Annotated in this window: 20 protein-coding genes, 1 tRNA gene and 2 pseudogenes; 9 read left to right on the forward strand and 14 right to left on the reverse strand. The window is 70.1% G+C overall.

What is annotated here, in order from left to right; genetic code table 11:
• Positions 1 to 38: 38 nt before the first annotated feature.
• The 4 genes from ACFY9S_RS05695 to ACFY9S_RS05710 all read left to right on the forward strand — a co-directional run bounded on the left by ACFY9S_RS05695 (position 39) and on the right by ACFY9S_RS05710 (position 5,503).
• Positions 39 to 1,463, forward strand: a complete 1,425-nt coding sequence (locus tag ACFY9S_RS05695; protein ID WP_391123412.1) for an FG-GAP-like repeat-containing protein — start codon at positions 39 to 41, stop codon at positions 1,461 to 1,463.
• A gap of 23 nt (positions 1,464 to 1,486) precedes the next feature.
• Positions 1,487 to 2,920, forward strand: a complete 1,434-nt coding sequence (locus tag ACFY9S_RS05700; protein ID WP_391123415.1) for an FG-GAP-like repeat-containing protein — start codon at positions 1,487 to 1,489, stop codon at positions 2,918 to 2,920.
• Between the two features lie 43 nt (positions 2,921 to 2,963).
• Positions 2,964 to 4,394, forward strand: a complete 1,431-nt coding sequence (locus ACFY9S_RS05705) for an FG-GAP-like repeat-containing protein (protein ID WP_391123418.1) — start codon at positions 2,964 to 2,966, stop codon at positions 4,392 to 4,394.
• 83 nt (positions 4,395 to 4,477) lie between these two features.
• Positions 4,478 to 5,503 carry a YIP1 family protein gene (locus tag ACFY9S_RS05710; protein WP_391123420.1) on the forward strand — a complete coding sequence of 342 codons (1,026 nt, stop codon included), beginning with the start codon at positions 4,478 to 4,480 and terminating at the stop codon, positions 5,501 to 5,503.
• Between the two features lie 173 nt (positions 5,504 to 5,676).
• Here ACFY9S_RS05710 and ACFY9S_RS05715 read toward each other — a convergent pair whose 3' ends face one another.
• Both ACFY9S_RS05715 and dcd read right to left on the reverse strand, forming a co-directional pair.
• A complete protein-coding gene (locus ACFY9S_RS05715; RefSeq protein WP_391123422.1) occupies positions 5,677 to 6,186 on the reverse strand; it encodes a phosphoribosyltransferase family protein in 510 nt (169 codons plus the stop codon).
• A 70-nt stretch (positions 6,187 to 6,256) separates the two neighbouring features.
• Positions 6,257 to 6,832, reverse strand: a complete 576-nt coding sequence (dcd, locus tag ACFY9S_RS05720; protein WP_102910874.1) for a dCTP deaminase — start codon at positions 6,830 to 6,832, stop codon at positions 6,257 to 6,259.
• Positions 6,833 to 7,380: 548 nt separating this feature from the next.
• On the opposite strand from dcd, the gene ACFY9S_RS05725 reads away from it, so the two are divergent.
• Positions 7,381 to 7,451: transfer RNA gene (locus ACFY9S_RS05725), tRNA-Gly, on the forward strand.
• Positions 7,452 to 7,745: 294 nt separating this feature from the next.
• On the opposite strand, the gene ACFY9S_RS05730 is transcribed toward ACFY9S_RS05725, so the two are convergent.
• Together ACFY9S_RS05730 and ACFY9S_RS05735 are read right to left on the reverse strand one after the other, a co-directional pair.
• Complete coding sequence (locus ACFY9S_RS05730; protein ID WP_391123424.1) at positions 7,746 to 8,189, reverse strand: PIN domain-containing protein; 444 nt, start codon at positions 8,187 to 8,189, stop codon at positions 7,746 to 7,748.
• The gene (locus tag ACFY9S_RS05735) at positions 8,186 to 8,452 is read right to left on the reverse strand and encodes a ribbon-helix-helix protein, CopG family (protein ID WP_391124229.1); all 267 of its coding nucleotides are present in this window, start codon (positions 8,450 to 8,452) and stop codon (positions 8,186 to 8,188) included. The genes ACFY9S_RS05730 and ACFY9S_RS05735 overlap by 4 nt, the downstream gene beginning before the upstream one ends.
• A 516-nt stretch (positions 8,453 to 8,968) precedes the next feature.
• On the opposite strand from ACFY9S_RS05735, the gene ACFY9S_RS05740 reads away from it, so the two are divergent.
• The 3 genes from ACFY9S_RS05740 to ACFY9S_RS05750 all read left to right on the forward strand — a co-directional run bounded on the left by ACFY9S_RS05740 (position 8,969) and on the right by ACFY9S_RS05750 (position 11,833).
• On the forward strand, positions 8,969 to 9,124 hold the full coding sequence (locus tag ACFY9S_RS05740; protein ID WP_391123426.1) for a hypothetical protein: 156 nt from the start codon (positions 8,969 to 8,971) through the stop codon (positions 9,122 to 9,124).
• A 595-nt stretch (positions 9,125 to 9,719) separates the two neighbouring features.
• On the forward strand, positions 9,720 to 10,544 hold the full coding sequence (locus ACFY9S_RS05745) for an SDR family NAD(P)-dependent oxidoreductase (protein ID WP_391123428.1): 825 nt from the start codon (positions 9,720 to 9,722) through the stop codon (positions 10,542 to 10,544).
• A gap of 665 nt (positions 10,545 to 11,209) precedes the next feature.
• A complete protein-coding gene (locus tag ACFY9S_RS05750; protein ID WP_391123430.1) occupies positions 11,210 to 11,833 on the forward strand; it encodes a TetR family transcriptional regulator in 624 nt (207 codons plus the stop codon).
• Between the two features lie 653 nt (positions 11,834 to 12,486).
• Here ACFY9S_RS05750 and ACFY9S_RS05755 read toward each other — a convergent pair.
• The 5 genes and pseudogenes from ACFY9S_RS05755 to ACFY9S_RS05775 all read right to left on the reverse strand — a co-directional run.
• Positions 12,487 to 12,688, reverse strand: a pseudogene (locus ACFY9S_RS05755) (VapC toxin family PIN domain ribonuclease); the annotation flags it as partial.
• A gap of 246 nt (positions 12,689 to 12,934) precedes the next feature.
• Positions 12,935 to 13,702 (reverse strand): SDR family oxidoreductase, encoded by a 768-nt coding sequence (locus ACFY9S_RS05760; protein WP_391123432.1) that lies wholly within the window; start codon positions 13,700 to 13,702, stop codon positions 12,935 to 12,937.
• A 54-nt stretch (positions 13,703 to 13,756) separates the two neighbouring features.
• Positions 13,757 to 14,782 (reverse strand): transketolase C-terminal domain-containing protein, encoded by a 1,026-nt coding sequence (locus ACFY9S_RS05765; RefSeq protein ID WP_391123434.1) that lies wholly within the window; start codon positions 14,780 to 14,782, stop codon positions 13,757 to 13,759.
• A complete protein-coding gene (locus ACFY9S_RS05770) occupies positions 14,779 to 15,690 on the reverse strand; it encodes a transketolase (RefSeq protein ID WP_391123436.1) in 912 nt (303 codons plus the stop codon). The genes ACFY9S_RS05765 and ACFY9S_RS05770 overlap by 4 nt, the downstream gene beginning before the upstream one ends.
• A 22-nt stretch (positions 15,691 to 15,712) precedes the next feature.
• Positions 15,713 to 17,065: an MFS transporter gene (locus ACFY9S_RS05775; protein WP_391123438.1), complete on the reverse strand. Its 1,353-nt coding sequence runs from the start codon at positions 17,063 to 17,065 to the stop codon at positions 15,713 to 15,715.
• 204 nt (positions 17,066 to 17,269) lie between these two features.
• On the opposite strand from ACFY9S_RS05775, the gene ACFY9S_RS05780 reads away from it, so the two are divergent.
• A complete protein-coding gene (locus ACFY9S_RS05780) occupies positions 17,270 to 17,947 on the forward strand; it encodes an FCD domain-containing protein (protein ID WP_391123439.1) in 678 nt (225 codons plus the stop codon).
• Between the two features lie 464 nt (positions 17,948 to 18,411).
• Here the strand turns inward: ACFY9S_RS05780 and ACFY9S_RS05785 are convergent, their stop codons facing one another.
• The 5 genes and pseudogenes from ACFY9S_RS05785 to ACFY9S_RS05805 form a co-directional block, all read right to left on the reverse strand.
• The gene (locus tag ACFY9S_RS05785; RefSeq protein ID WP_391123441.1) at positions 18,412 to 18,855 is read right to left on the reverse strand and encodes a PIN domain-containing protein; all 444 of its coding nucleotides are present in this window, start codon (positions 18,853 to 18,855) and stop codon (positions 18,412 to 18,414) included.
• Complete coding sequence (locus ACFY9S_RS05790; RefSeq protein WP_391123443.1) at positions 18,852 to 19,118, reverse strand: ribbon-helix-helix protein, CopG family; 267 nt, start codon at positions 19,116 to 19,118, stop codon at positions 18,852 to 18,854. Before ACFY9S_RS05790 ends, ACFY9S_RS05785 begins: the two co-directional genes overlap by 4 nt.
• 195 nt (positions 19,119 to 19,313) lie before the next feature.
• Positions 19,314 to 19,547, reverse strand: a pseudogene (locus tag ACFY9S_RS05795) (response regulator transcription factor); the annotation flags it as partial.
• A 443-nt stretch (positions 19,548 to 19,990) separates the two neighbouring features.
• The gene (locus tag ACFY9S_RS05800) at positions 19,991 to 20,881 is read right to left on the reverse strand and encodes a helix-turn-helix domain-containing protein (protein ID WP_391123445.1); all 891 of its coding nucleotides are present in this window, start codon (positions 20,879 to 20,881) and stop codon (positions 19,991 to 19,993) included.
• On the reverse strand, positions 20,878 to 21,675 hold the full coding sequence (locus ACFY9S_RS05805; protein WP_391123447.1) for a peptidoglycan-binding protein: 798 nt from the start codon (positions 21,673 to 21,675) through the stop codon (positions 20,878 to 20,880). The genes ACFY9S_RS05800 and ACFY9S_RS05805 overlap by 4 nt, the downstream gene beginning before the upstream one ends.
• Positions 21,676 to 21,787 lie beyond the last annotated feature (112 nt).

Below are 21,787 nucleotides of genomic sequence, written 5' to 3' on the forward strand. Positions count from 1 at the left end.
CGCCCCGTCGACTTCTCCCCTGTGAGGCCCGCACTCCCATGCGCACCCGTATCACCGCCGCCGTCCTCGCCGCGGCCCTGACCCCGCTCGCCCTCACCCTCTCCGCCCCCGCCGCGCACGCCGTGACGCCCGCCGCCCCCTACGACTTCAACGGCGACGGCCGCACCGACCTCGCGATCGGCGCGCCGGGCGCCACCGTCGCCGGACAGGCGAAAGCCGGTGCCGTGTCGGTGGTCTACGGCAGCACCAGCGGGCCGAAGAGCTCCACGCGCACCCTGCTGACCCAGAACACCGCGGGCATGCCCGGTGCCGCCGAGGCCGACGACGCGTTCGGCTCCGCCCTCGCCTCCGCCGACCTGAACACCGACGGCTATGCCGACCTGCTGATCGGCACACCCGGCGAGGACGGCAGCGACACCAACGACGGCACGGTCACCATCGTCTGGGGATCGACGTCCGGCCTGTCCGGGGCCCGCTCGCTGTTCAGCTTCTTCAGCACCGACTACGACCGCTACGGCCGGACGCTGGCCGCGGGCGACTTCGACGGCGACGGCGACGTGGACGTCGCCGTCGGCTCCACCGGCCCGGTCACCCTCTCCCTCGTGAACGGCCCGATCACCAGGACCAGCGCCTCCAACGGCGGTTCGGGCTCGCGCAACGACTGGTGGTCGTCCTCGCACGGCATCACCCACCTCTCCGCCGGCGACGTCACCGGCGACGGCCGCCCCCGCGTGGTCCTGCACGGCCGCGCCGCGCACAACGGCGCCGCCACCACCTCCCTCGCCGACATGAAGATCGGCAACTACACCGACTGGCTGGAGAAGCTGCCCGCGGGGTTCGTCTCCGCCGTGGGCGACATCGACGGCGACGGCCACGACGACATCGCGGTGGGGAACGACCGGGAGGCCTCCGCCGACCCCGAGGGCGCCCTCGGCGGCAAGGTCACCGTCGTCTACGGCGGACCCGACGGCCGCGACAACGGCCGCGCCCCGCTCGTCCTCACCCAGGACACGGCCGGCGTACCCGGCGCCGCCGAGAAGGGCGACCGCTTCGGCAGCGGCGTCGGTCTCGGCGACGTCAACGGCGACGGATACGCCGACCTGGCGATCGGTACCGCGGGCGAGAACGGCTCCGCCGGTGCCGTCACCGTGCTGTACGGCTCGGCGTCCGGCCTGACCACCAGGGGCGCCACGTCGTACACCCAGAACACCACCGGGGTGCCCGGCGCCTCGGAGCAGGGCGACCGCTTCGGCGAACGCGTCACGCTCACCGACCACACCGGCGACCGCCGCGCCGACCTGTCCGTCTCCGCGCCGGGCGAGAACGCCGGCGACGGCGCGATCTGGTCCCTGCGAGCCACGGCGACCGGCCCGACGGCCACCGGCTCGACGAGCTTCGGCCCGGGCACGACGGGCGTCTCGACAGCCGGCGCGCCCGGCTACGGCACCGCACTCAACTCCTGATCACCGACAACGGGGAATCGAAGATGCGCAGACGCACCCTCCTCCTGGCCGCGGCCCTCACCACCGGCCTGCTCACCGCCCTGCCCGCCACGCAGGCCGCCGCCGCGCCCTCCGGCCTGTCCGGCGACTTCAACGGCGACGGCCACCGCGACCTCGCGATCGCCGCGCCGCTCGGCAAGATCGCCGGCAAGACCGCAGCGGGCTACGTCGCCGTCGTCTACGGCACCGCGAACGGCCTCGACAGCTCCAAGCGCCAGATCATCAGCCAGGCCACCGACGGCATCCCGGGCGTCCCGGAGTCGCAGGACTACTTCGGCGACCGCCTGACCACCGGCGACCTTGACGACGACGGCTACACCGACCTGATCGTGGGCGTGCACGCCGAGCGGATCGGCTCCACCGACGACTCGGGCGTCCTCACCGTCGTCTGGGGCGGCGCGAGCGGCCTGAAGACCGCGACGGACCTGTCCGCCCCGCTCCCCGAGAACCGCAAGGAGCTGGGCTGGTCCGTCGCCACCGGCGACTTCGACGGCGACGGCGACACCGACCTGGCCGCCGCCAACATCGCCTACCCCGAACTGAACGTCTTCGAGGGCCCGATCACCCGCACCGGCAAGGCCGCCGAGCTCACCGGCGTCGACACCTCCGCCCAGACCGGCATCAACACCGACCGGGTCGTCGCGGGCGACGTCACCGGCGACGGCCGGTCGGACCTGCTGGTCATGGGCCAGGAGGCGGCCGGCGACGGCTACCGCACCCGCAGCGTGCTGTACAAGGGCTCCGCCACCGGCCTCACGCCGGGCGGCAAGGCCGCCGGGGGGTACGACGCCGTCATCGCGGACGTGAACAAGGACGGCTACGGCGACATCGTCACCGGCAACTTCATGGAGAAGTCCGCGGAGGAGCCGAACGGCGGCCCCGGGGGCGCGGTCACGGTGACCTACGGCGCGGCCGGCGGCCTGAGCACCCGCACCCCCGTGCGCATCACCCAGGACACCGCCGGCGTGCCCGGCGCCGCCGAGCGGAACGACCGCTTCGGCTGGAGCCTGTCGGCCGGCGACACCAACGGCGACGGCTACACCGACATCGCGGTCGGCACCCCCTACGAGGCACTCGGCTCGGTGAAGCAGGCCGGCATGGTCACGGTCCTGCGCGGCTCGGCGTCCGGTCTGACCGGCAACGGCGCCAAGTCCTTCTCGCAGAACACCGCGGGCGTCCCGGGCACCGCCGAGGCGTACGACCACTTCGGCTACGCCGTGCGGCTCACCGACGCGAGCGGTGACGGCCGGGCGGGGCTGGTGGCGAGCGCCTCCGGCGAGAACACCGGCGACGGTGCGGTCTGGCTGCTGAAGTCCGCCTCGTCCGGCGTCACGGCCACCGGGTCCAAGTCCTTCGGCGCCGCGACGGTCGGCGGCCCGGCGGCCGACGCCGCCTTCGGAGACGTACTCGCGGGCTGATCCCGCGGACCATGACCCCACCACCTACCAGGAGGAACACCTCATGCGCAGGAAGACTGCGGCCACCCTCACCGCCGCCCTGCTGACCGCAGGTCTCACCCCGCTCGCCCTGGCGGCACCGGTCTCCGCCGCCCCCGCCGAGTACGCCGACGACTTCAACGGCGACGGCTACCGCGACCTCGCCACCGCCGCGCCCTACACTCCCGTCGGCGGCAAGACCGACGCGGGCGCCGTCGTCGTCACCTACGGCTCCGCGAACGGCATCAGCGCCACCCACCGCACGATCCTCACCCAGGACACCGCCGGCATCCCCGGCACCGCCGAGCAGGGCGACCGCTTCGGCAAGTCCCTCACCTCCGGCGACCTCAACGCCGACGGGTACGCCGACCTCGTGATCGGCAGCGTCGGCGAGGACATCGGATCCGACGTCGACGGCGGCTCCGTCACGGTCGTCTGGGGCGGCAAGAGCGGCCTGTCCGGCGGCAAGGGCGTCCCCGACCCGGCCGTGTCGGCCCACGACGAGTACGGCATGTCCGTCACCGTCGGCGACTTCGACGGGGACCGCCGCCCCGACCTCGCCGTCGGCGGCACCGGCAGCGACATCTGGATCCACGAGAGCTTCACCAAGACCTCCGGCCCCGCGGCCCGCCACGAACTCGCCACCGGCCTCCAGACCGGCAACAGCATCTACGGCGCCCAGGACCTCTCCGCCGGCGACCTCGACGGCGACGGCACCGACGACCTGGTCGTCACGGGCAGCGAGGCGTCGACGTACGACGACGGCAACATGATCTACCTCGGCTCCGCCTCCGGCTTCACGTACCAGACGTTCCTCAGGAGCGGCGGCTGGGAGCTGGCGACCGTCGGCGACCTGAACGGCGACGGCTACGACGACGTCGTCTCGGCGGCGTACGGCGGCGACGGCAAGAGCCTCGGCGGTTCCGTCAGCGCCTACCTCGGCAGCGCGAACGGCGTCCGCACCCAGCCCCAGACCACGATCGACCAGGACACCCCCGGAGTCCCCGGCGCCGACGAGGAAGGCGACTGGTTCGGCAACGCCCTCTCCATCGCCGACGTCAACGGCGACGGCTACGGCGACCTGGCCGTCGGCGCCCTCCACGAGACCATCGGCACCACGAAGATCGCCGGCATGGTCACGGTCCTGCGCGGCTCGGCCGCCGGCCTGACCGCCACCGGCGCCCAGTCGTTCACCCAGAACACGGTCGGCGTCCCCGGCACCGCCGAGTCCGCCGACCGCTTCGGCGCGTCCGTACGCCTGTCCGACCTCACCGGCGACGGCAAGGCGGACCTGTCCGTCGGTGCCGACGGCGAGAACCACCCCTCCGGCGCCGTCTTCGGCCTGCGCGGCTCGGCCTCGGGCGTGACGACGAAGAACGCGATCAGCTTCGGCCCCGGCTCGCTCGGCATGTCGACGACCGGCTACCTGAGGCTCGGCCAGGACATGCTCGGCTGACGCCGCCCCGAGGGGCCGTGGCGCCGCCCGTACGGCGGAACCCTGACCGCCCACGGACGCCCAAGGCCCCTGCCCCTTAAGGGATGTCACAGCTCGGCCGCAAAGCCGGGCCCGGAAGCCCGGGCCCGGCACGCCACCGCGCGGGACCAGGTACGTTCGAAGACGTGGCTGGATTCAGGATCGGACGCGGCCGGAACAACGGCGCTCCTCAGACGCGACCGCAAAACCCCCCGTACGGGCAGCAGACGCCGCAGGGGCCGTCGTACGGCTCCCCGCCGGCGCCGCCGCAGCCGTACCCGCGGCAGCCGCCGCCGTACGGCAACGGCGGCGGCCCGGCATGGCCGCAGCCGAACGCCGCGCACGGCGGTGGCTACGGCGGCCAGGGCGAGCCGGAGTACTTCGGCGACGGCGCGTACCCGCCCGGCCCGCAAGGCCCGCAGGGTCCGCCCGACCCGTACGCGGCGAACAACCCGGGCCACACCCAGGCCTTCTCGGTCGGCCAGGACCCCTACACCCAGGGCGACACCTACCGCGCCGGCTCGGCCGCCCCGCCGCCCGGCCCGGTCGGCCCGCGCCTGCACTGGAAGGCCCTGCTCCGGGGGATCGTCCTCGCCCCCAACCAGACGTTCCTGCAGATGCGGGACTACGCGATGTGGGGCCCGGCCCTCATCGTCACGTTCCTCTACGGCCTGCTCGCCGTCTTCGGCTTCGACGGCGCCCGCAAGGACGCGATAAACGCCACACTGTCGAACGCCGTCCCGATCGTCCTGACGACGGCCGTCGCGATGGTGCTCAGCGCCTTCGTCCTGGGCGTGGTCACCCACACACTGGCCCGCCAGCTCGGCGGCGACGGCGCCTGGCAGCCCACGGTCGGCCTGTCCATGCTGATCATGTCCCTCACGGACGCGCCGCGCCTGGTCTTCGCGATGTTCGCGGGCGGCGACGCGATGTTCGTCCAGCTGCTCGGCTGGGCCACCTGGATCGCGGGCGGCGTCCTGCTGACCCTCATGGTCGGCCGCTCCCACGACCTGCCCTGGCCGAAGGCCCTGGGCGCGTCGGCGATCCAGCTGATCGCCCTGCTGTCGATCGTGAAGCTGGGCACGGTCTGAGGCCGTACGGCACGAAAGAGGGGCTCCCGACGGGAGCCCCTCTTTTTCTGTCCGGCCCTGCCGGAGCGGGCACCCGACGACGTCATCGCCCAGGCTGTGGTGGCGGGTCTCATCACGCCACTGGCGGTGGCCACAGGTCGGCTACCTACCGGTCGACTACCGACTACACCTGATCAATCCGCTTCCGTATTCGGCTTCGCCGCTTCCCCAGAGGCGTGTACCGGAGGCAAGACACTCCACGGGAAGTTGATCCAGTCGTCGGTGCGCTTCCACACGTACTCGCACTTCACCAGCGAGTGGGACTTCTCATAGACCACGGCGCTGCGCACCTCGGCGACGGTGTCGAGGCAGAAGTCGCGCACCAGCTTGAGCGTCTTGCCGGTGTCGGCGACGTCGTCGGTGATCAGCACCTTCTTCTGCGAGAAGTCGATCACGTTGGGGACGGGGGCGAGCATGACGGGCATTTCGAGGGTCGTCCCCACACCGGTGTAGAACTCGACGTTCACCAGGTGGATGTTCTTGCAGTCGAGGGCGTAGGCGAGGCCGCCGGCCACGAAGACGCCGCCGCGGGCGATGCTGAGGACTATGTCAGGCTCATAGCCGTCGTCGACGATGGCCTGCGCGAGCTCACGCACGGCGACGCCGAACCTCTCATAGGTCAGGTTCTCGCGCACGTCACTCATACCTGCGTCGCTCCCTTCGGCTCGCTGACCTTCGGCTCGCTGACCTTCGGGTCGCTGACGATCGGGTCGCTCACACCTGGGTCCGGTGGAAGTTGAGGAAGGACCGGGAGGCGGTCGGCCCGCGCTGCCCCTGGTACCGGGACCCGTACCGCTCGCTGCCGTACGGGTACTCGGCGGGCGAGCTCAGCTTGAACATGCACAGCTGCCCGATCTTCATGCCCGGCCAGAGCTTGATGGGCAGAGTGGCGAGGTTGGACAGCTCCAGGGTCACGTGCCCGCTGAAGCCGGGGTCGATGAACCCTGCGGTGGAGTGCGTCACCAGTCCCAGGCGCCCCAGCGAGCTCTTGCCCTCCAGCCGGGAGGCGAGATCGTCGGGCAGGGAGATGACCTCGTACGTGCTGGCGAGGACGAACTCCCCGGGGTGCAGGATGAACGGCTCGTCCCCCTCCGGCTCCACGAGCCGGGTCAGGTCGGACTGCTCGATGGCGGGGTCGATGTGGGGGTACCGGTGATTCTCGAAAACCCGGAAGTAGCGGTCGAGGCGCACGTCGATGCTCGACGGCTGCACCATCGTGTCGTCATAGGGATCGATCCGTACCCGCCCGGCATCGATCTCGGCCCGGATGTCCTTGTCTGAGAGAAGCACGCCCCGAGGATACGCAAGACGCGCGGAGCGACCACAACCGGACGTCTCCGCGCGCCTTGTGCCTATTGCCTTGTGCTTATTGCCTTGTGCCTTGTGCCTTGTCCGTTACCGCTGTCGCTACCGCTTCTGATAGCTGACGGGCACCACGCTCCGGAGCCGCGCACATCGCGGGCACCGAAGCAGCCGCCCGGGGCCGAGCCGCTCGGCCTGCTGCATCGGGAACGAAGCGGTGGTGAACACGTGCCCATCGGCACAACGGACGACGGTGCGCTCCATCAAGTCCAAGAGTCCCTTCCCCAAGAGCCGCGTCTGGCTGTTGCTTGCCTGACGACAAAAGCCACAGTACGGGATCAAAGGGACGGCCCTCCAGGCGGCACTCCGGTCCCGCCCGGGCCCTCTTACGCCCCACCACCGTACGCCCCAACTCCGTTCCCCCGCAGCCGCATCCCATCCCTGAAACGCGCTCAGACCTCGCGGCACGAACGCCGGAGGTCTGACATGAGGTAGAGTGAGCGAGCATTCGACACCGACCCCGATCGGCGTCTTACGCGGGTGTAGTTTAATGGTAGAACATCAGCTTCCCAAGCTGAGAGCGCGAGTTCGATTCTCGTCACCCGCTCTTCTTGAAGCCCCAGGTCAGCGGCCTGGGGCTTGTTTCATTGGGAGTCGTCGCTGCGTTTTGCGAGTACTCCTGTACCCGAGATTGGGCACGTAGAGGGCACGCGCGCCTTGAGGGGCGCCCCAATCACCTCGCAGCGCGGCGCTGACCTGCACTTTCACGCAGAGGAGCCGGAGGCGAGCCCTCAGCCCGCTGTTCTTGGGCGATGGCGGATGCCCGTCCTGCACGTAATTCGTCGTGGGCGGCACACACGCCCCTTGTGGGAGCGGGCGCTTGACGGCCGAGGGTCCTGTGTCAGAGCGGGAGGTCCTCGGGGAGTACCCGGAACGCCTTGTAGCGGCCCAACGGGCGTACGGCCCGGAAGTCTCGTCGGTCGAGGGTGAGAATCGCGTCCGTGTCGTAGTCGGCGGCAAGCGCCACGTTCACCGCGTCGGCGAGGTCGAGGTCCAGCGCGCGGTAGCGGACACGGACGGACTGGGCGGCGCCCAGGTGGTCCTCCGTGATCTCCGGCATGACGACACGACCCCGGCCCATCCAGCGCCGCAGGTCGTCGACCGCGCTGAGGGCAGCCTCCCTGCCGAGCTCACGCGTCGCCACGTGATCCAGTTCGGCCAGCAGGAGCGGGGACATGACCAGCAGGCCCGCCGCCATGATCGCCTCGTTCGCCGCCCGGTGTTCCGGATGGGCCGAGTCCAGGGCCGCCAGAAGGCCGGACGTATCGGCGATGACAATGATCACGCGGCGGATCCGGGTCCCGGGCCGTCTTCACGCCGGACTGCCTCAGCGACCGTTTCCCGGACCTCCGGCTTGGGCAGCGTGCGCCCCGGCCCTTCGAAGGTGCGGGAGAACAGCGGCTCGTCCCAGACCCGGTTCGCCATGGCTGCAAGGTGGATGCCCTGGCGGATGATCTCGGCCTCGCTTATACCCCGGCGCTTGGCGGCCTCCTTGATGATGGCCAGGTCTTCGGGGTCGGCGTAGACGTTGGTGCGCTTCATGGATATGTACCAAGGGTAGTCCATGTACCGGATTGATGTATCCGCGTACCCCATGTCCCGTCGACGCCGACCCCGAAGACCCCGTCCGGGTGCCGGACCTTCCCCGGGGAGAGGGGACGTCATGGGGTCGGTTTCCGTGCCGGCGCGCCTGGGATGAGGGTGCGGGTCTCCACTCGCGGAGTGCGCACCTCGATCGGGCCACGTGCGGCGAGGCTCAGCGGGGGCAGTGGCGACGCCAGGATGCCGAGCGGACTCGGCCCCCTTTTACGCGCCGAGTTCCCTCGGCGGCAATCGACGGCGCACCAGTACGCGGCGTACGACGCGATCTCGTACGGTCGCTCCGCCTGTCGCGCAACCGGACCGGGCGCGGCGTCAGGCGGAGTGGGCTCAGCAGAAGGCGGAGCACGATGCCGCCATCGCTCAGTTGTGCGAGCCGAGGTGGCGGATGACAAGCAACTGGCTATCTTTCAGGGCCTTTTCGCCTCCCACCTGGTCGCCCCCCCCCACCCCACGAATGACGGCTTGGCCCGCGCCGCCCTCGCCATCCGCGAACTCCCCGACGCACACGGCCTGCTCTCCCTCGGCGCCGCTGTCGAGGTCCTCGACCCGTCCGAAACCCACGCCGAACTCACCGCCGTGGCCACCGAGCTCGCCGCCCTCTACGGTGCGCGGGCCTGACGGCACCGACCGACGTGCGCAGAACGGCAGGTCAGCATCGAGACCGCCACGCGTCGGGCTGAGCCAACCGGTCTTGCCACCCCTCTGCCTGTCGGGCCGTCCTGTTCGCGGCGATCGGTGTTCGGAAGGGTCGAACCAGTTGTCGGGCCGGATCCATGACCAGGTACTCGGCGAAGGGGGCGGTTGGTGAAGCGTTCGCCGGTTTCAGAGTGAAGACCGCCACCAGGACCTCGGCAGCGAGAGCGGCGGGCGCTTCACATCGGCCTGTTCGCCTCACCTTGGCACTGGCGGTCAGCCGGCGTCGAGAGCCTATCGGGCGCGGGCGAGCAAGCCGCGGAGTCCGTGCGCACTCGTTGCTGCCCTTCGCGCTTCGAAGCCGCGCCGACACCGGGAATCCACGCAGGTCAGCAATCGTGCGGTCCGCACAAGCGCCGTCACTTCCCCAGCTGCTGCGTCCGTGTCGTCGCGGCGCACGTTCATCGCGACCAGCACCGTCGTCGGCGGTGCGATCGACACCACGACTCTGCTTGATACTTAGTATCAGCTAGGTGTACAGTCTCCTCATAAGACTTCACCTCGAACGGAAGTGCTTCCCATGAGCAAGATCTGGTTCATCACCGGCTCGTCGCGCGGCTTCGGCCGCCAGTTCGTCCAAGCGGCCCTGGAGCGCGGCGACCGGGTCGCGGCCACCGCCCGCAACACCGACTCCCTGGCGGACCTGGTGACCGCCCACGGCGCGGCAATCCTGCCGCTGAAACTGGACGTGACCGACAAAGCCGCCGCATTCGAGGCCGTCAAGCGGGCGCACGAGCACTTCGGCCGCCTGGACGTCGTCGTCAACAACGCCGGACACGGTCTGTTCGGCGCGGTCGAGGAGCTGACGGAACAGCAGGTCCGCGGCCAGATGGAGACCAACTTCTACGGCGCCCTGTGGGTCACCCAGGCCGCCCTGCCCTTCCTGCGGGCCCAGGCCAGCGGCCACATCGTGCAGATCTCCACGGTCGGCGGCGTCGTTTCCTTCCCCAACCTGGGTGGTTACAACGCCTCCAAGTGGGCCCTGGAGGGCCTGACCGAGGCCCTCGCTCAAGAGGTCGCCGGATTCGGCATCAAGGTCACCCTCGTCGAGCCCGGCGGCTTCGAAACCGACTGGGCCGGCTCCTCCGCCACCTTTGCCACGCAGCTGCCCGCCTACGACGGCCTGCGCGCAGCCGTGGCTGCCGCCTGGGGCGATGTCGAATCCGGCGACCCGGCCGCTGCCGGTCCGGCCCTGCTGAAGATCGTGGATGCCGACAACCCGCCGCTGCGGGTCTTCTTCGGCGCCGCCCCCCTCCACCTCGTCCCGCAGGTCTACGCCGAGCGCCTGAAGACTTGGGAGGAATGGGCCGACATATCCATCCAGGCCCAGGGCAACGCCGCATAACCCGTGTGTCGGCAGCGCCGGCCAAGGCCGGCGCAGGCCCCCACGACCACGGGAGCGGCCGGCGGGCGTGCGCACGTCCACAGCGAACAACCGCACACGCGCCGGCCGAGGTTGTGAAGTAGCCACCTGTCCTCGGATGGTCATGTCCTTGAGGCGGCCGGTGACGGGTCGCCGGCGCCGTGACGCCCACCTCGACCAGCGAGTCCACGGCGGCGTCCACGATCCCGGCCCGTGCGGTGGCGCGCCGATCGCCCGGCCTCCCATGGGCGCCGCCGCGTCACGGTCAGCGCTGCTCTGAAGCAGCGGGCCGTCCTGAATCACTGCTCGTCAGTGGTCACGGGAGACCACTCCGCGCGGCGGAGGCCGGGCCGACCGGCGGCTGCGCGCGACGGTCTGCGCAACGCGCTCCGAGGCCGACCGGGTCGTCGAGCCGAGCGGCGGACGAAGCGGCTCTGTCGTGCCTGCTGTTCACCACCGCACGGCACCCCAGTCACCCTCAGCCCCGGTGGGTTCAGTCCCGGACGCGGCGCGTACAGGAGCCCGAGCCGAGCACCGTTCGTACAGCCCCACACGCAAGCACGAGGGCGGATCAAGGCCTACCAGGGAGACCGCGCATCATTTCTGATACTCAGTATCAAGTTGAGCCATTGCTGTATCATTCTGGCATGAATGAGAATGCCCGTACCACCGACCACCCCGCCCGCAAGCCGCCCGGCCTGCGTGAGCGCATGCGGGCGACGGTTCAGGCAGAGGTGGTCGAGGTGGCGCACCGCCTCTTCATCGAGCAGGGGTTCGATCGGACGACCGTCGACCAGATCGCCGCCGAGGTGGGCCTGTCGCGCGCCAGTCTGTTCCGGTATTTCGGCACCAAAGAAGAGATCGTCCTGGGACGCCTGGTGGACTCCGGCCGTCAGATCGCGGAGGCGCTGGCCGCCCGTCCCGACAACGAGCGGCCCTGGGAGGCGCTGCGCAGGGCGTTCGACGTCCTCACGCAGGCGAACGAGCAGGCGCCTCAGCAGACACTTGCCTATCTGCGCATGCTGCAGGAGACGCCGTCCCTGCGCGCCGGGCACTACGAGAAGCAACTGAGCTGGCAGGAGCTGCTGGTGCCCGAGATCGCCCGGCGGCTGGGGGTCGAGCCGGACCGGCCCGAGGACACCAGGCCGAGTGCACTGGCCGCCGCCGCACTCGCCTGCCTCGACGTGGCCGCCACGGCTTGGGTGGCCTGTGAGGGTACTGTCCCGCTGGCCATGCTGCTCGACCGGGCAATGGGCGCGTTGAGGGACTAACCCGACCGCGGAGTCCTACCGGACAGCGTCTCGTGTCCCTGCTGATGTGGGCGCGAGACCTGACGACCACCGGCAGGCCGGCCCTGACAGCCTTCACGCTTGGCCGCAACATCATCGGTTGCGGCCGCATCACCGCCACCTTGGACGGCGCCGCCCCGCCGACCGGACACGGTCCGCACCGCCACTTCGTCGTGGCGCACGCAATCGGCGACGTCGAGAGGGCGTCCGGGAGGCGTTGCCTGGCGCGCGGCGAGTGCCGGCCGAGGTGCCTCAGGCTCGGCTGCCGCCGAGCAGGTCGCGGGCGATGTCGGTGATCGTACGAGATGCTGTCCTTCTACGTCCGCACCCCCTCCGGCTTCGACCTCGAATACCGCTGGTCGTCGACCTCGAACATGATGAGTGCAGCCCGTCAAACGCACGAAGATTGGGCACGCGGAAGGCACGAACGTCGGACGGCAGCCGCACATACAACGCTTCCGGCGTCAGAACAAAGCGTTGACCTGCGGATTCATCGTTCGCTTCGCGATCTCCCCGCATCAGAGATCTCAGTCTGTCGTTCCCTCAGCAAGTCCGAAGGGGTGTCGCGTAGCCAGGGGAGGCGACGGCTGCCGAAGTCCCTTTCGGCAGTGGGGACTTCGAACCGGCAGCCCTCGTCACAGCGGCAGGTCATCGAGCAGGACCCGGAATGCCTTGTGCCGGCCCAAGGGCGGCACGGCACGGAAGCCGCGTCGGTCGAGGGTGAGGATCTCATAGTGCGCGGCCAGCGCCACGTTTCACCGCGTCAGCAAGGTCCAGGTCCAGGGCGCGGTAGCGGACGCGGACGGACTGGGCCGCGCCCAGGTGGGCTTCTATGACGTGGCTGTGGGGTCGATGACGCCCGCGCCTCCTGCCCGCCCCTTCTTCGAAGCCGTGCCCACAGCGTGACCGCGAGAGCGGACAGCCACGGTCAATCGCGGTGCGATCATGCCCGGGCAGCAGGGCCAGCACATCGAATCCGTACAGGCCAGCAGCGCTGCAGCCGCCCAAACGCCGGGCGGCCGGCGCCCTCCGGAACCGGTTCGTGCAGATGGAGGGTGACGCCGGCAGGGCGCCGAGGTTTCCTCAGTGGATGTGGGATCCGCCGTTGACGTCGTATGTCGCACCGGTGAGGTAGCCCGACTCGGGACGGGCCAGGAAGGCGATGACGTCGGCCACGTCCTCGACACCGCCGATGCGGCGTACCGGAACCTCCGCGATCATGGCTGCCTTGCGCTCCTCGTCCAGCTTTCCCTGCGTGATGTCGGTGTCGATCAGGCCAGGGGCGACGGAGTTGACCGTGACCCCGGACGGGCCGACTTCGCGGGCGAGGGCCCGGACGAAGCCCAGGAGGGCCGCCTTGGCCGCCGAGTAGGCCACTCCCCCGAACACTCCGCCCCCGCGCTCGGCCGAGACGGACGACAGGAAGACGATGCGGCCGAAGCCGCGCTCGGCCATCCCGGGAGCCACGCGGTGGGTGACCAGGAAGCTCCCGCGGACGTTGACCTCGAAGATCCGGTCCCATTCCGTGGGCGTGACGTCGAGGAAGCGGGTCGGGGAGGTGATCCCCGCGTTGTTGACGAGAGCGCCGATCGGCGGGAGTGCCGCTTCGGTCTCCCCGATCGCGGCGTCGACCGCGTCGGCGTCAGTGACGTCCGCCGCGAGGCCGAGGGCTTGTACCCCGTGCCGGGCGGTGACCTCCCGGGCGGTGTCCTCGGCCGCCTCCTTGTCCAGGTCGAGGACGGCTATGTGATAGCCGGCGGCGGCCAGGGCGTGCGCGGTGGCGCGTCCGATGCCTCGCAGGGAGCCTGCGCCGGTGACGACGGCGGTGCGAGGGGTGTGGTCGGTGACCATGGAGTTCTCCTGATGAGTGGGAAGTGGGGCGAGCCCGGTGCCGTGCGCTGGGGCTCAGAGTTCTCGGCGGACGCGCTCCTTGATCGCCGCGACGGAGAGGCCGTAACGGTCGTGGAGGGTGGGCAACGCGCCCGCGGCGAGGAACTCGTCGGGCAGTCCGATCGGGACGATGCGTGCCGTCTGCTGCGCGAAGGCCAGGCAGGAAGCCACGGACTCGGCGAGACCTCCGGCAACGCTGTGGTTCTCAAGGGTCACCACGAGGCGTCCCCTGGCGGCCTCCCGTAGCACCGTCTCGCGGTCGAACGGCTTGATCGTCGGCACGTGGAGCACGGCGACGTCCACGTGGTCGCCTTCGAGTTCCTGGGCCGCGGTCAGGGCTCGTACCGTCATCAGGCCGGTGGAGATGAACAGCACGTCACGTCCACCGCGCAGCAGAGCCGCCTTTCCGACCTCGAACCGGTAGTCGTACTCGTCCAGGACGGTGGGTACGGCTCCGCGCAGCAGCCGCATGTAGGTCGGGCCGGGGTGGGCGGCCAGTGCCGGGACGGCCTGTTCGATGTCCACCGAGTCCGCGGGGTCCACGATCGTCAGGCCGGGCATGCCGCGCAGGATGGCCAGGTCCTCGGTCGCCTGGTGGCTGGGGCCGTAACCGGTGGTCAGGCCGGGAAGGGCGCCGACGACGTTGACGCCCAGCTGCGGCTCGGCGATGTCGAGACACAGGAAGTCATAGGCGCGGCGGGTGGCGAAGACGGAGTAGGTGGAGGCGAACGGGGTCAGGCCCACCTCCGCCAGTCCCGCGGCCGCGCCCAGCATCACCTGTTCCGCCATGCCCATCTGGAAGAAGCGGTCGGGGTGGGCCTCGCGGAAGATGTGCATGTCGGTGTACTTGGCCAGGTCCGCGGAGAGTCCGACCACGTCGGGGCGTTCGTCGGCGAGCCGGGCCAGCGCGTGTCCGAAGGGGGCCTTGGTGGTGCGCTGGCCCTCTTCCGCGATCGAGGCGATCATGGCGGAGGTGGTGAGCTTGCGCTGCTTGGCCTCGGGCGGCGTGGCTGCGGCCTGAGTCGACGCTGAGGTGTTCATCGAACGGGTCCCTCTCCCTGGGTGATTGCACGGTCCGAGCCGGATCCCTCTAGATGACGCTGTGTCAACTCATTGCGAGCCAGTTGCCATTCGTGTTCTTCGACGCGCATGAAGTGCGCCTTCTCCCGCGTCTCCAGCATCGGTACGCCGCACCCGATCCGGGTGTCGCAGATGAGCACGGTCGGTGATCCGCGGTGCCCGCGCAGGCTGTCGAAGGCTGCGAGGAGCGCGTCGATGTCGTTGCCGTCCACGCGGATCGCGTGCCAGCCGAACGCCTCCCACTTGGCCATCACCGGCTCGGTGCGCAGCACGCCCTGGGTCGGGCCGTCCGCCTGGAGGGCGTTGACGTCGACGACGGCGGTGACGTTGTCCAGCCCGTGGTGAGCGCAGGCGAGCGCCGCCTCCCAGGTGGAGCCCTCGTCCAGTTCACCGTCGGAGAGCAGGTTGTACACGTGCGCGTCGCTGCCCTGGTGGCGCAGGCCGAGTGCCATACCGGTGGCCACGCCCAGGCCGTGTCCCAGGGAACCTCCGGAGATCTCCATGCCGGGTGTGTAGGAAGCCATGCCCGACATGGGCAGGCGCGAGTCGTCGCTTCCGTAGGTGGCGAGTTCGGCGACGTCCAGCACACCGGCCTCGGCGAGCGCCGCGTAGAGGGCGATGGCGTAGTGGCCGATCGACAGCAGGAACCTGTCGCGCTGCGGCCAGTCGGGTTCGCCGGGACGGTGGTTGAGGACGTCCTTGTAGACGACGGCCAGGATGTCGGCCACGCCCAGCGCCTGTCCGATGTAGCCCTGGCCCTGGGTCTCCCCCATGTCCAGCGCGTGCATACGGATGCGGTAGGCGGAGTCCTTCAGGGCGGCAACGCGCCGGGTGAACGACATCCCTGTTTCGGGCGCCTGAGTGGACATCACGTTGATCCTCATCTCTTGATCAGTGGGCGGCGGGCAGGGCGGGTTCGGCGGATGTGGTCGCGGCCAGGTCGGCTTCGCGGCGCTCCTTCACACCCCACGTCTCACGCGTCAGCAACGCCGCCACGAGGCCCAGCAGCCCGTAGAGACTGAAGAGAACCGCGGGCCCGGTCCACCCGGTGGCGGAATAGAGCGCGGTGGCGATCAGGGGGGTGAACCCGGAGACCACCGCGGAGAGTTGGTAGGCCAGGGAGGTTCCGGCGGTTCGGGTCCTGGTGGCGAACAACTCGCAGAACCAGGCCCCCTGGACACCGGCCAGCGAGTTCTGGCAGACGGCATAACTGATCACGAAGGCGATCAGGATGAGGGCCGCGGCTTCGGTGTTGACGAGCAGGAAGAGCGGGATGCCCCATGCGGCGCTCACCGCACAGCCCAGCAGGTAGACCGGGCGGCGGCCGACCTGGTCCGACAGACGGCCCCAGAGCGTCGTGGCGGCGATGCCGATGGCGGCGGCGGTGACCAGGGCGGTGAGGCTGGTGGTGCCCGAGACGTCGGGCGCTTCGTCGTCGTCCAGGTACGACAGGACGAAGGTGACCGAGACGGCGTACCCCGCGGTCTCCGTGATCCGCAGGCAGAAGGCCCGCAACACGTTGCGCCAGTCCTCCCGGATCACCACCAGCAGCGGGTTCTTGACCACCTCTCCGGACTCCTTGAGCGCCTCGAACTGGGGCGACTCGTCGATCTTCAACCGGATGAAGATGCCGACGGCGATCAGGACCGCACTGAGCAGGAACGGCACGCGCCAGGCCCAGTTGTCGTCCAGGGTGTGCCCGCTGAGCAGGAAGGCGAGGTTGGCGAGCAGCAGACCCACCGGGAAACCGGCCTGCGTGATGCCGGTGTACAGGCCGCGCCGTCGCCACGGGGCGTGCTCGAAGGTCATCAGGATGGCGCCGCCCCACTCGGCGCCGAAGGCGAGCCCCTGGATGACGCGGACGACCACCAGCAGGATGGGCGCCCAGACCCCGACCATCTGGTAGGTGGGCAGGCAGCCGATCAGCACGGTTGCGATGCCCATCAGCAGCAGGGATCCGACCAGTACGGGTTTGCGGCCGACGCGGTCTCCGAGGTGACCGGCGACGATGCCGCCCAGCGGCCGTGCGGCGAAGCCGATCCCCAGGGTCGCGAAGGACAGCAGGGTGGCTGACAGCGGGTCGGAGTCCGGGAAGAACACGTCCCCGAAATAGAGGGCGGCGGCAGTTCCGAAGCCGATGAAGTCATACGTCTCGATGGTCGCGCCCACGCCGCACCCGACGGCGACTCTCAGACGTTCCGGCGACCCGTGCGCCGCCTGCTGCGATGCCTTGGACTCAGCCATGCCGATCCTCCTTGATCGTAGGCGGGGCAGCCGTCCCGGGCTGCCCTGGCTGTTGACTGTTAACAGTCGAGAGACGATGCTGAGCCCGCCGGCAAGACGTGTCAACCCCCACTGGAGGGATCGGTACAGAATCTGCCGACTGTCAACAGATGACCCCTGTTCGGGCTAATATGATCGCTCGTGGAGTCAAAGGAGGGTTCGACCGTGTCCGGTCAGGCGCTGTCCAGTCTCACCCGCTCGAAGACGCTCCGGGAGCGCGCGCTCGTGGCCCTGCGGACGGCCATCACCACCGGCCAGTACCGCCCCGGTGACCACCTCGGAGAAGTCGAGATCGCCGAGCACCTGTCGGTGAGCCGCGGCACGGTACGGGAAGCCCTGCGCCACCTCCAGCAGGAGGGGCTCGTCACCGCGGGAGCCCGCGGCATGCTGCGCGTGTCCCAGCTGACGCCGACCGAGGTGCGGGAACTCTTCCAGGTCCGGGAGGCCCTGGAGGGGCTCGCGGTGGCGCAGATCATCGCGTCACCGCGCAGGCAGGAAGCGGCCAAAGCCCTGCGCCAGGCCTTGGAAAAGCTCCACGACGCCTTCGAATCGGGCGCCGACCTGGCGGCGAAGGTCGAAGCCGATCTCGGCTTCCACCTCCTGCTGTGCGAGCTGTCCGGCAACTCCATGCTGGTCAGGACGTGGCGCCACCTGGAAGGTCCCATCCGGGTGACCGTGATAAGTGCCGGCAAAGAGCAAAGCCGCCTTCCCATGTCCGCCGCCCGGCACGAGCCGATCGTCGAAGCCATCGAACGCGACGACGAAGCCGGCGCGCTGGAGGTGCTGCGGGGGCACATGGCTCTCGCCAGTTGCCAGTTGGCCACCCCCGACGATCAAACCTGACCAGGAGGACGCCCGAGGCGGGTCGCCTCACCAACATTCGCGGGGGTCCACGTGTGAGCGTCGGATCCGGCATGCGCAGTCGCGACGGACACTCCGGATCAGGCCGAGAGACGACGCGTTCCGTTCGGCGCAGGCATCGCGCGCGCGGGTGACCCGGCCGCTGGTGGCGCCCGTGCCCACAGCGTGCCCGTAAGAGCGGACAACCACGGTCAACAGCGGTGCGATCCGACCCCCACGAGCAGTCCAAGAAGTAGAAGTCCACGCAGGTCACGGCCGTAGAGCCGGCCCAAGCGCCGTCGCTTCCCAAGCTGAGAGCGCGAGTTCGATTCTCGTCACCCGCTCCATGCGAAACCCCAGGTCAGCGGCCTGGGGCTTTTTCATTAGGGAGCTGTAGCTGCGTGTCACGTCGCAGCGAGGCACAAACCCCTTGCCGAAGCCGGCACTTGACGGCCGAGGGTCCTGTGTCAGAGCGGGAGGTCGTCGGGGAGTACCCGGAACGCCTTGTAGCGGCCCAACGGGCGTACGGCCCGGAAGTCTCGTCGGTCGAGGGTGAGAATCGCGTCCGTGTCGTAGTCGGCGGCAAGCGCCACGTTCACCGCGTCGGCGAGGTCGAGGTCCAGCGCGCGGTAGCGGACACGGACGGACTGGGCGGCGCCCAGGTGGTCCTCCGTGATCTCCGGCATGACGACACGACCCCGGCCCATCCAGCGCCGCAGGTCGTCGACCGCGCTGAGGGCAGCCTCCCTGCCGAGCTCACACGTCGCCACGTGATCCAGTTCGGCCAGCAGGAGCGGGGACATGACCAGCAGGCCCGCCGCCATGATCGCCTCGTTCGCCGCCCGGTGTTCCGGATGAGCCGAGTCCAGGGCTGCCAGAAGGCCGGACGTATCGGCGATGACAATGATCACGCGACGGACCCGGAACCCGAGCTGGTCTCCCGCCGGACGGCCTCCGCGACCGTGTCGCGGACCTCCGGCTTGGACAGTGTGCGCCCCGGCCCCTCGAAGGTGCGTGAGAACAGCGGCTCGTCCCAGACCCGGTTCGCCATGGCTGCAAGGTGGATGCCCTGACGGATGATCTCAGCCTCGCTTATGCCCCGGCGCTTGGCGGCCTCTTTGATGATCGCCAGGTCCTCGGGGTCGGCGTAGACGTTGGTGCGCTTCATGGACATGTACCAAGCGTAGTCCATGTACCGGTTTGGTGTATCCGCACGCTTCCCCTTGTTCCACAGGCCCCGCCAAAGGAACCGGCGACCGCCGCGCATGACGGCCTCCGAGGCCGAAGGTCGCCATGTCCGACTGACCCGTCCGACGCGGCGACCGCGGCCCCGTCCTCCCCAGCCACCGGGGTGGACGGGGCCGCGGCGTCAGGCCCGCAGGAAGGCGAGGACCGCGAGGACCCGGCGGTGCCCCTCGGTGTCCACCGGCAGGTCCAGCTTGTTGAAGATGTTGCCGATGTGCTTGTTCACGGCCGCCTCGCTGATGAACAGGTGCTTGGCGAGACTGGCGTTGGTGCGGCCCTCCGCGATCAGCGCGAGCACCTCGCGCTCGCGGGCGCTCAGCCGCTCCAGCGGGTCCTGGCGCAGCCGCACCAGCTGGCGAGGCGACGTTCGACTACGACCCCTCCGCGGGCCGGTACGGCGTGAACGGCATCACGGGCGTGAAGAGCGTCCAGCTGACCCGCGTTTCCGTGTAGGGGGTCGTCGGCGCGGGTGCGTGGCGGAACGCACGGATGCCGCCGTCACCCGCGCGGCGATCCCGGCGCGCCACATACGCCCAGGTCAGCAGCCATACAGGCCGAACAAGCGCCGTCACTTCCCAGGCTGAGAGCGCGAGTTCGATTCTCGTCACCCACTCCATGAAGAAGGCCCAGGTCAGAGACCTGGGCCCTTTCGCTGTCCGTCGTGATCAGTGGTCGCGTGCCAGATTCGTGCCAGAACGCTGATCGTCTGGATCACCGGTGTCTTCATCTGGCACGGCCGCAGCTTCCTGGCGTGCCTTGAGAAATCCCGACTTCGGCATCGACACGTCCGAGGGCCGGACGCTACTCGCGAGAGTCCGACGCCACCGGAGATGGGGGTGGCCGGGTCGTGGTGGCGGCCCCGCCCACGCGGGCCTCGAAGCACTCCCGTTCGCCGTCGGTGGACGCGGGCCGGAAGCAGGCCCGGACGGTGCTGCCGGGACGGACTTCGGCCATCCCGGTATAGACGAAGGTCGCCGCATCGCCCTTGGTCCTGATGCGCACGCCGTGGACCGGTCCGCCCGCCGTGACGTCCAGCCGGTCGCCGATCTCGGTTCCCCAGGTCCGGGCCCAGCTCGCACCGCACTTCTTGCTGTGGCGCAGCTCGACGTGGGCGCCGGTGGCCGTGCGGTACGAGGCGAGGGTGTCGGGGCCGATGCCGCAGATCAGGCGCATCGGGTCCCGGCCTTCGCAGGCGGCTCCGTGGCACTGAGGAGCGAGGGAGAACGGGACGGAGGCCGGCAGCGGTTCGTCCTTCTGAGCCTTCGAGTCCGGCAGCAGGAGGAACAGCAGCGCCGCGACACCACCGACGATCACTGTGTACGCCGACGCCAGCACCACCAGGAGCCTGCTCCCGCCAAGTCTGCGCCGCCAGGTCCCGGCGGGTGGTGGCGACTCCTGAGGGTGCGGCCGTGGCGACTCGTCCGTGGGAGGGGCGGGTGCGGCGGCCACTGCGCGTCCGCTCCAGTGCGACTCGGCGATCTCCCACAGGGCCAGCAGCCGCCCGTCCGGTTCGTTCGCGAGCCGGCACAGTTCCCGTACGGCCTGGCGAGGAGGCAGGGACTTGCCGTTGAGGTAGCGCTCCCACGAGGACTTGCTGTAGGCCGTCCGCTCCGCCAGCGCCGCCAGGCTCAGCCCCGCACCGGCCCGCAGCTCCCGCAGCGCCGCGATCAGCCGGGTGTGTTCCGCGGTCACTTCGGATCCGCCTCCCGCAGGGCCTGCCAGGTGGGCGGGTCGATGACTCCGTTCACGACCAGTCCGTTCCGCTTCTGCGTGCGCTCGACCGCTCGCCGCGTCATCGGGCCGAAGACGCCGTCGATGTCCCCTGGCGCAGCGCCCGCCCGGCGCAGCAGGCACTGCGCCTCGGCCACTTCGAGCCCCACGTGGGTGTTGGACAGGAGGAGGTCCGTGGTCCTGCTCAGGCCCGCGTACCAGCGGCCGTCACGCTGCTCCAGCCGACAGGTGTAGATGACCGGCACCATGGACTCCGACCAGGTGGCCGGGGCCGTCGCGACAGCATCGTCGCGGTCGCGCGCGAGCTGGGCACGGGCCTCGGTGAGCCGCACCGCCAGCACGAGCGCCACGGAGACGGACAGCACCGTGACCACGGCTCCCGCCGTGACCGCGAGGCGCAGATGGCGCCCGTGGGGCTGCGGCTTCGCGGGGGTGTCCGCCGGTGTCGCGGCGGGGTTCTCGGGGGCGCCGGTGGTGACCGCCCGCCCCTCTGCCCAGCGTTGGACGGCGATCTCGTGCAGTGCCAGCAGCCGGGTCGGATCGTCACCGCCGATACGGGCCATCGCCTCGACGGCGTCCCGCGGCGGCAGGGACCTGCCGTTCAGGTATCGCTGCCACGACTTCGCGCTGTACCCGGTCCTCGCGGCCAGTTGCCGCGTGCTCAGTTCGCTGCCGTCCTTCAGCCTGCGCAGTCGCACGATCAACTGGCGGACGTGTGGATGCAGTTCTGCGGGCAGTTCCTTCCAGCGCGACACGCTTCCCCCACTCGCGTTCGGGACCGCAGACCCGGTCCCCCCGTGTCCCGGCCTCATTCTGCATCAGCGGTCACGGGGATCACAGGGCGGGCACGCCGCCCTGGTGCGACCC

Source organism: Streptomyces sp. NPDC012474, assembly GCF_042955185.1.
GTDB lineage: Bacteria > Actinomycetota > Actinomycetes > Streptomycetales > Streptomycetaceae > Streptomyces > Streptomyces cahuitamycinicus.

Bases quoted from the DNA above. Each gene is read 5' to 3' on its own strand.
- ACFY9S_RS05695 (WP_391123412.1), top strand. From the start codon at position 39: ATGCGCACCCGTATCACCGCCGCCGTCCTCGCCGCGGCCCTGACCCCG.
- ACFY9S_RS05700 (WP_391123415.1), top strand. From the start codon at position 1,487: ATGCGCAGACGCACCCTCCTCCTGGCCGCGGCCCTCACCACCGGCCTG.
- ACFY9S_RS05705 (WP_391123418.1), top strand. From the start codon at position 2,964: ATGCGCAGGAAGACTGCGGCCACCCTCACCGCCGCCCTGCTGACCGCA.
- ACFY9S_RS05710 (WP_391123420.1), top strand. From the start codon at position 4,478: ATGTCACAGCTCGGCCGCAAAGCCGGGCCCGGAAGCCCGGGCCCGGCA.
- ACFY9S_RS05715 (WP_391123422.1), bottom strand. From the start codon at position 6,186: ATGAGTGACGTGCGCGAGAACCTGACCTATGAGAGGTTCGGCGTCGCC.
- ACFY9S_RS05745 (WP_391123428.1), top strand. From the start codon at position 9,720: ATGAGCAAGATCTGGTTCATCACCGGCTCGTCGCGCGGCTTCGGCCGC.
- ACFY9S_RS05750 (WP_391123430.1), top strand. From the start codon at position 11,210: ATGAATGAGAATGCCCGTACCACCGACCACCCCGCCCGCAAGCCGCCC.
- ACFY9S_RS05760 (WP_391123432.1), bottom strand. From the start codon at position 13,702: ATGGTCACCGACCACACCCCTCGCACCGCCGTCGTCACCGGCGCAGGC.
- ACFY9S_RS05765 (WP_391123434.1), bottom strand. From the start codon at position 14,782: ATGAACACCTCAGCGTCGACTCAGGCCGCAGCCACGCCGCCCGAGGCC.
- ACFY9S_RS05770 (WP_391123436.1), bottom strand. From the start codon at position 15,690: ATGTCCACTCAGGCGCCCGAAACAGGGATGTCGTTCACCCGGCGCGTT.
- ACFY9S_RS05775 (WP_391123438.1), bottom strand. From the start codon at position 17,065: ATGGCTGAGTCCAAGGCATCGCAGCAGGCGGCGCACGGGTCGCCGGAA.
- ACFY9S_RS05790 (WP_391123443.1), bottom strand. From the start codon at position 19,118: ATGTCCATGAAGCGCACCAACGTCTACGCCGACCCCGAGGACCTGGCG.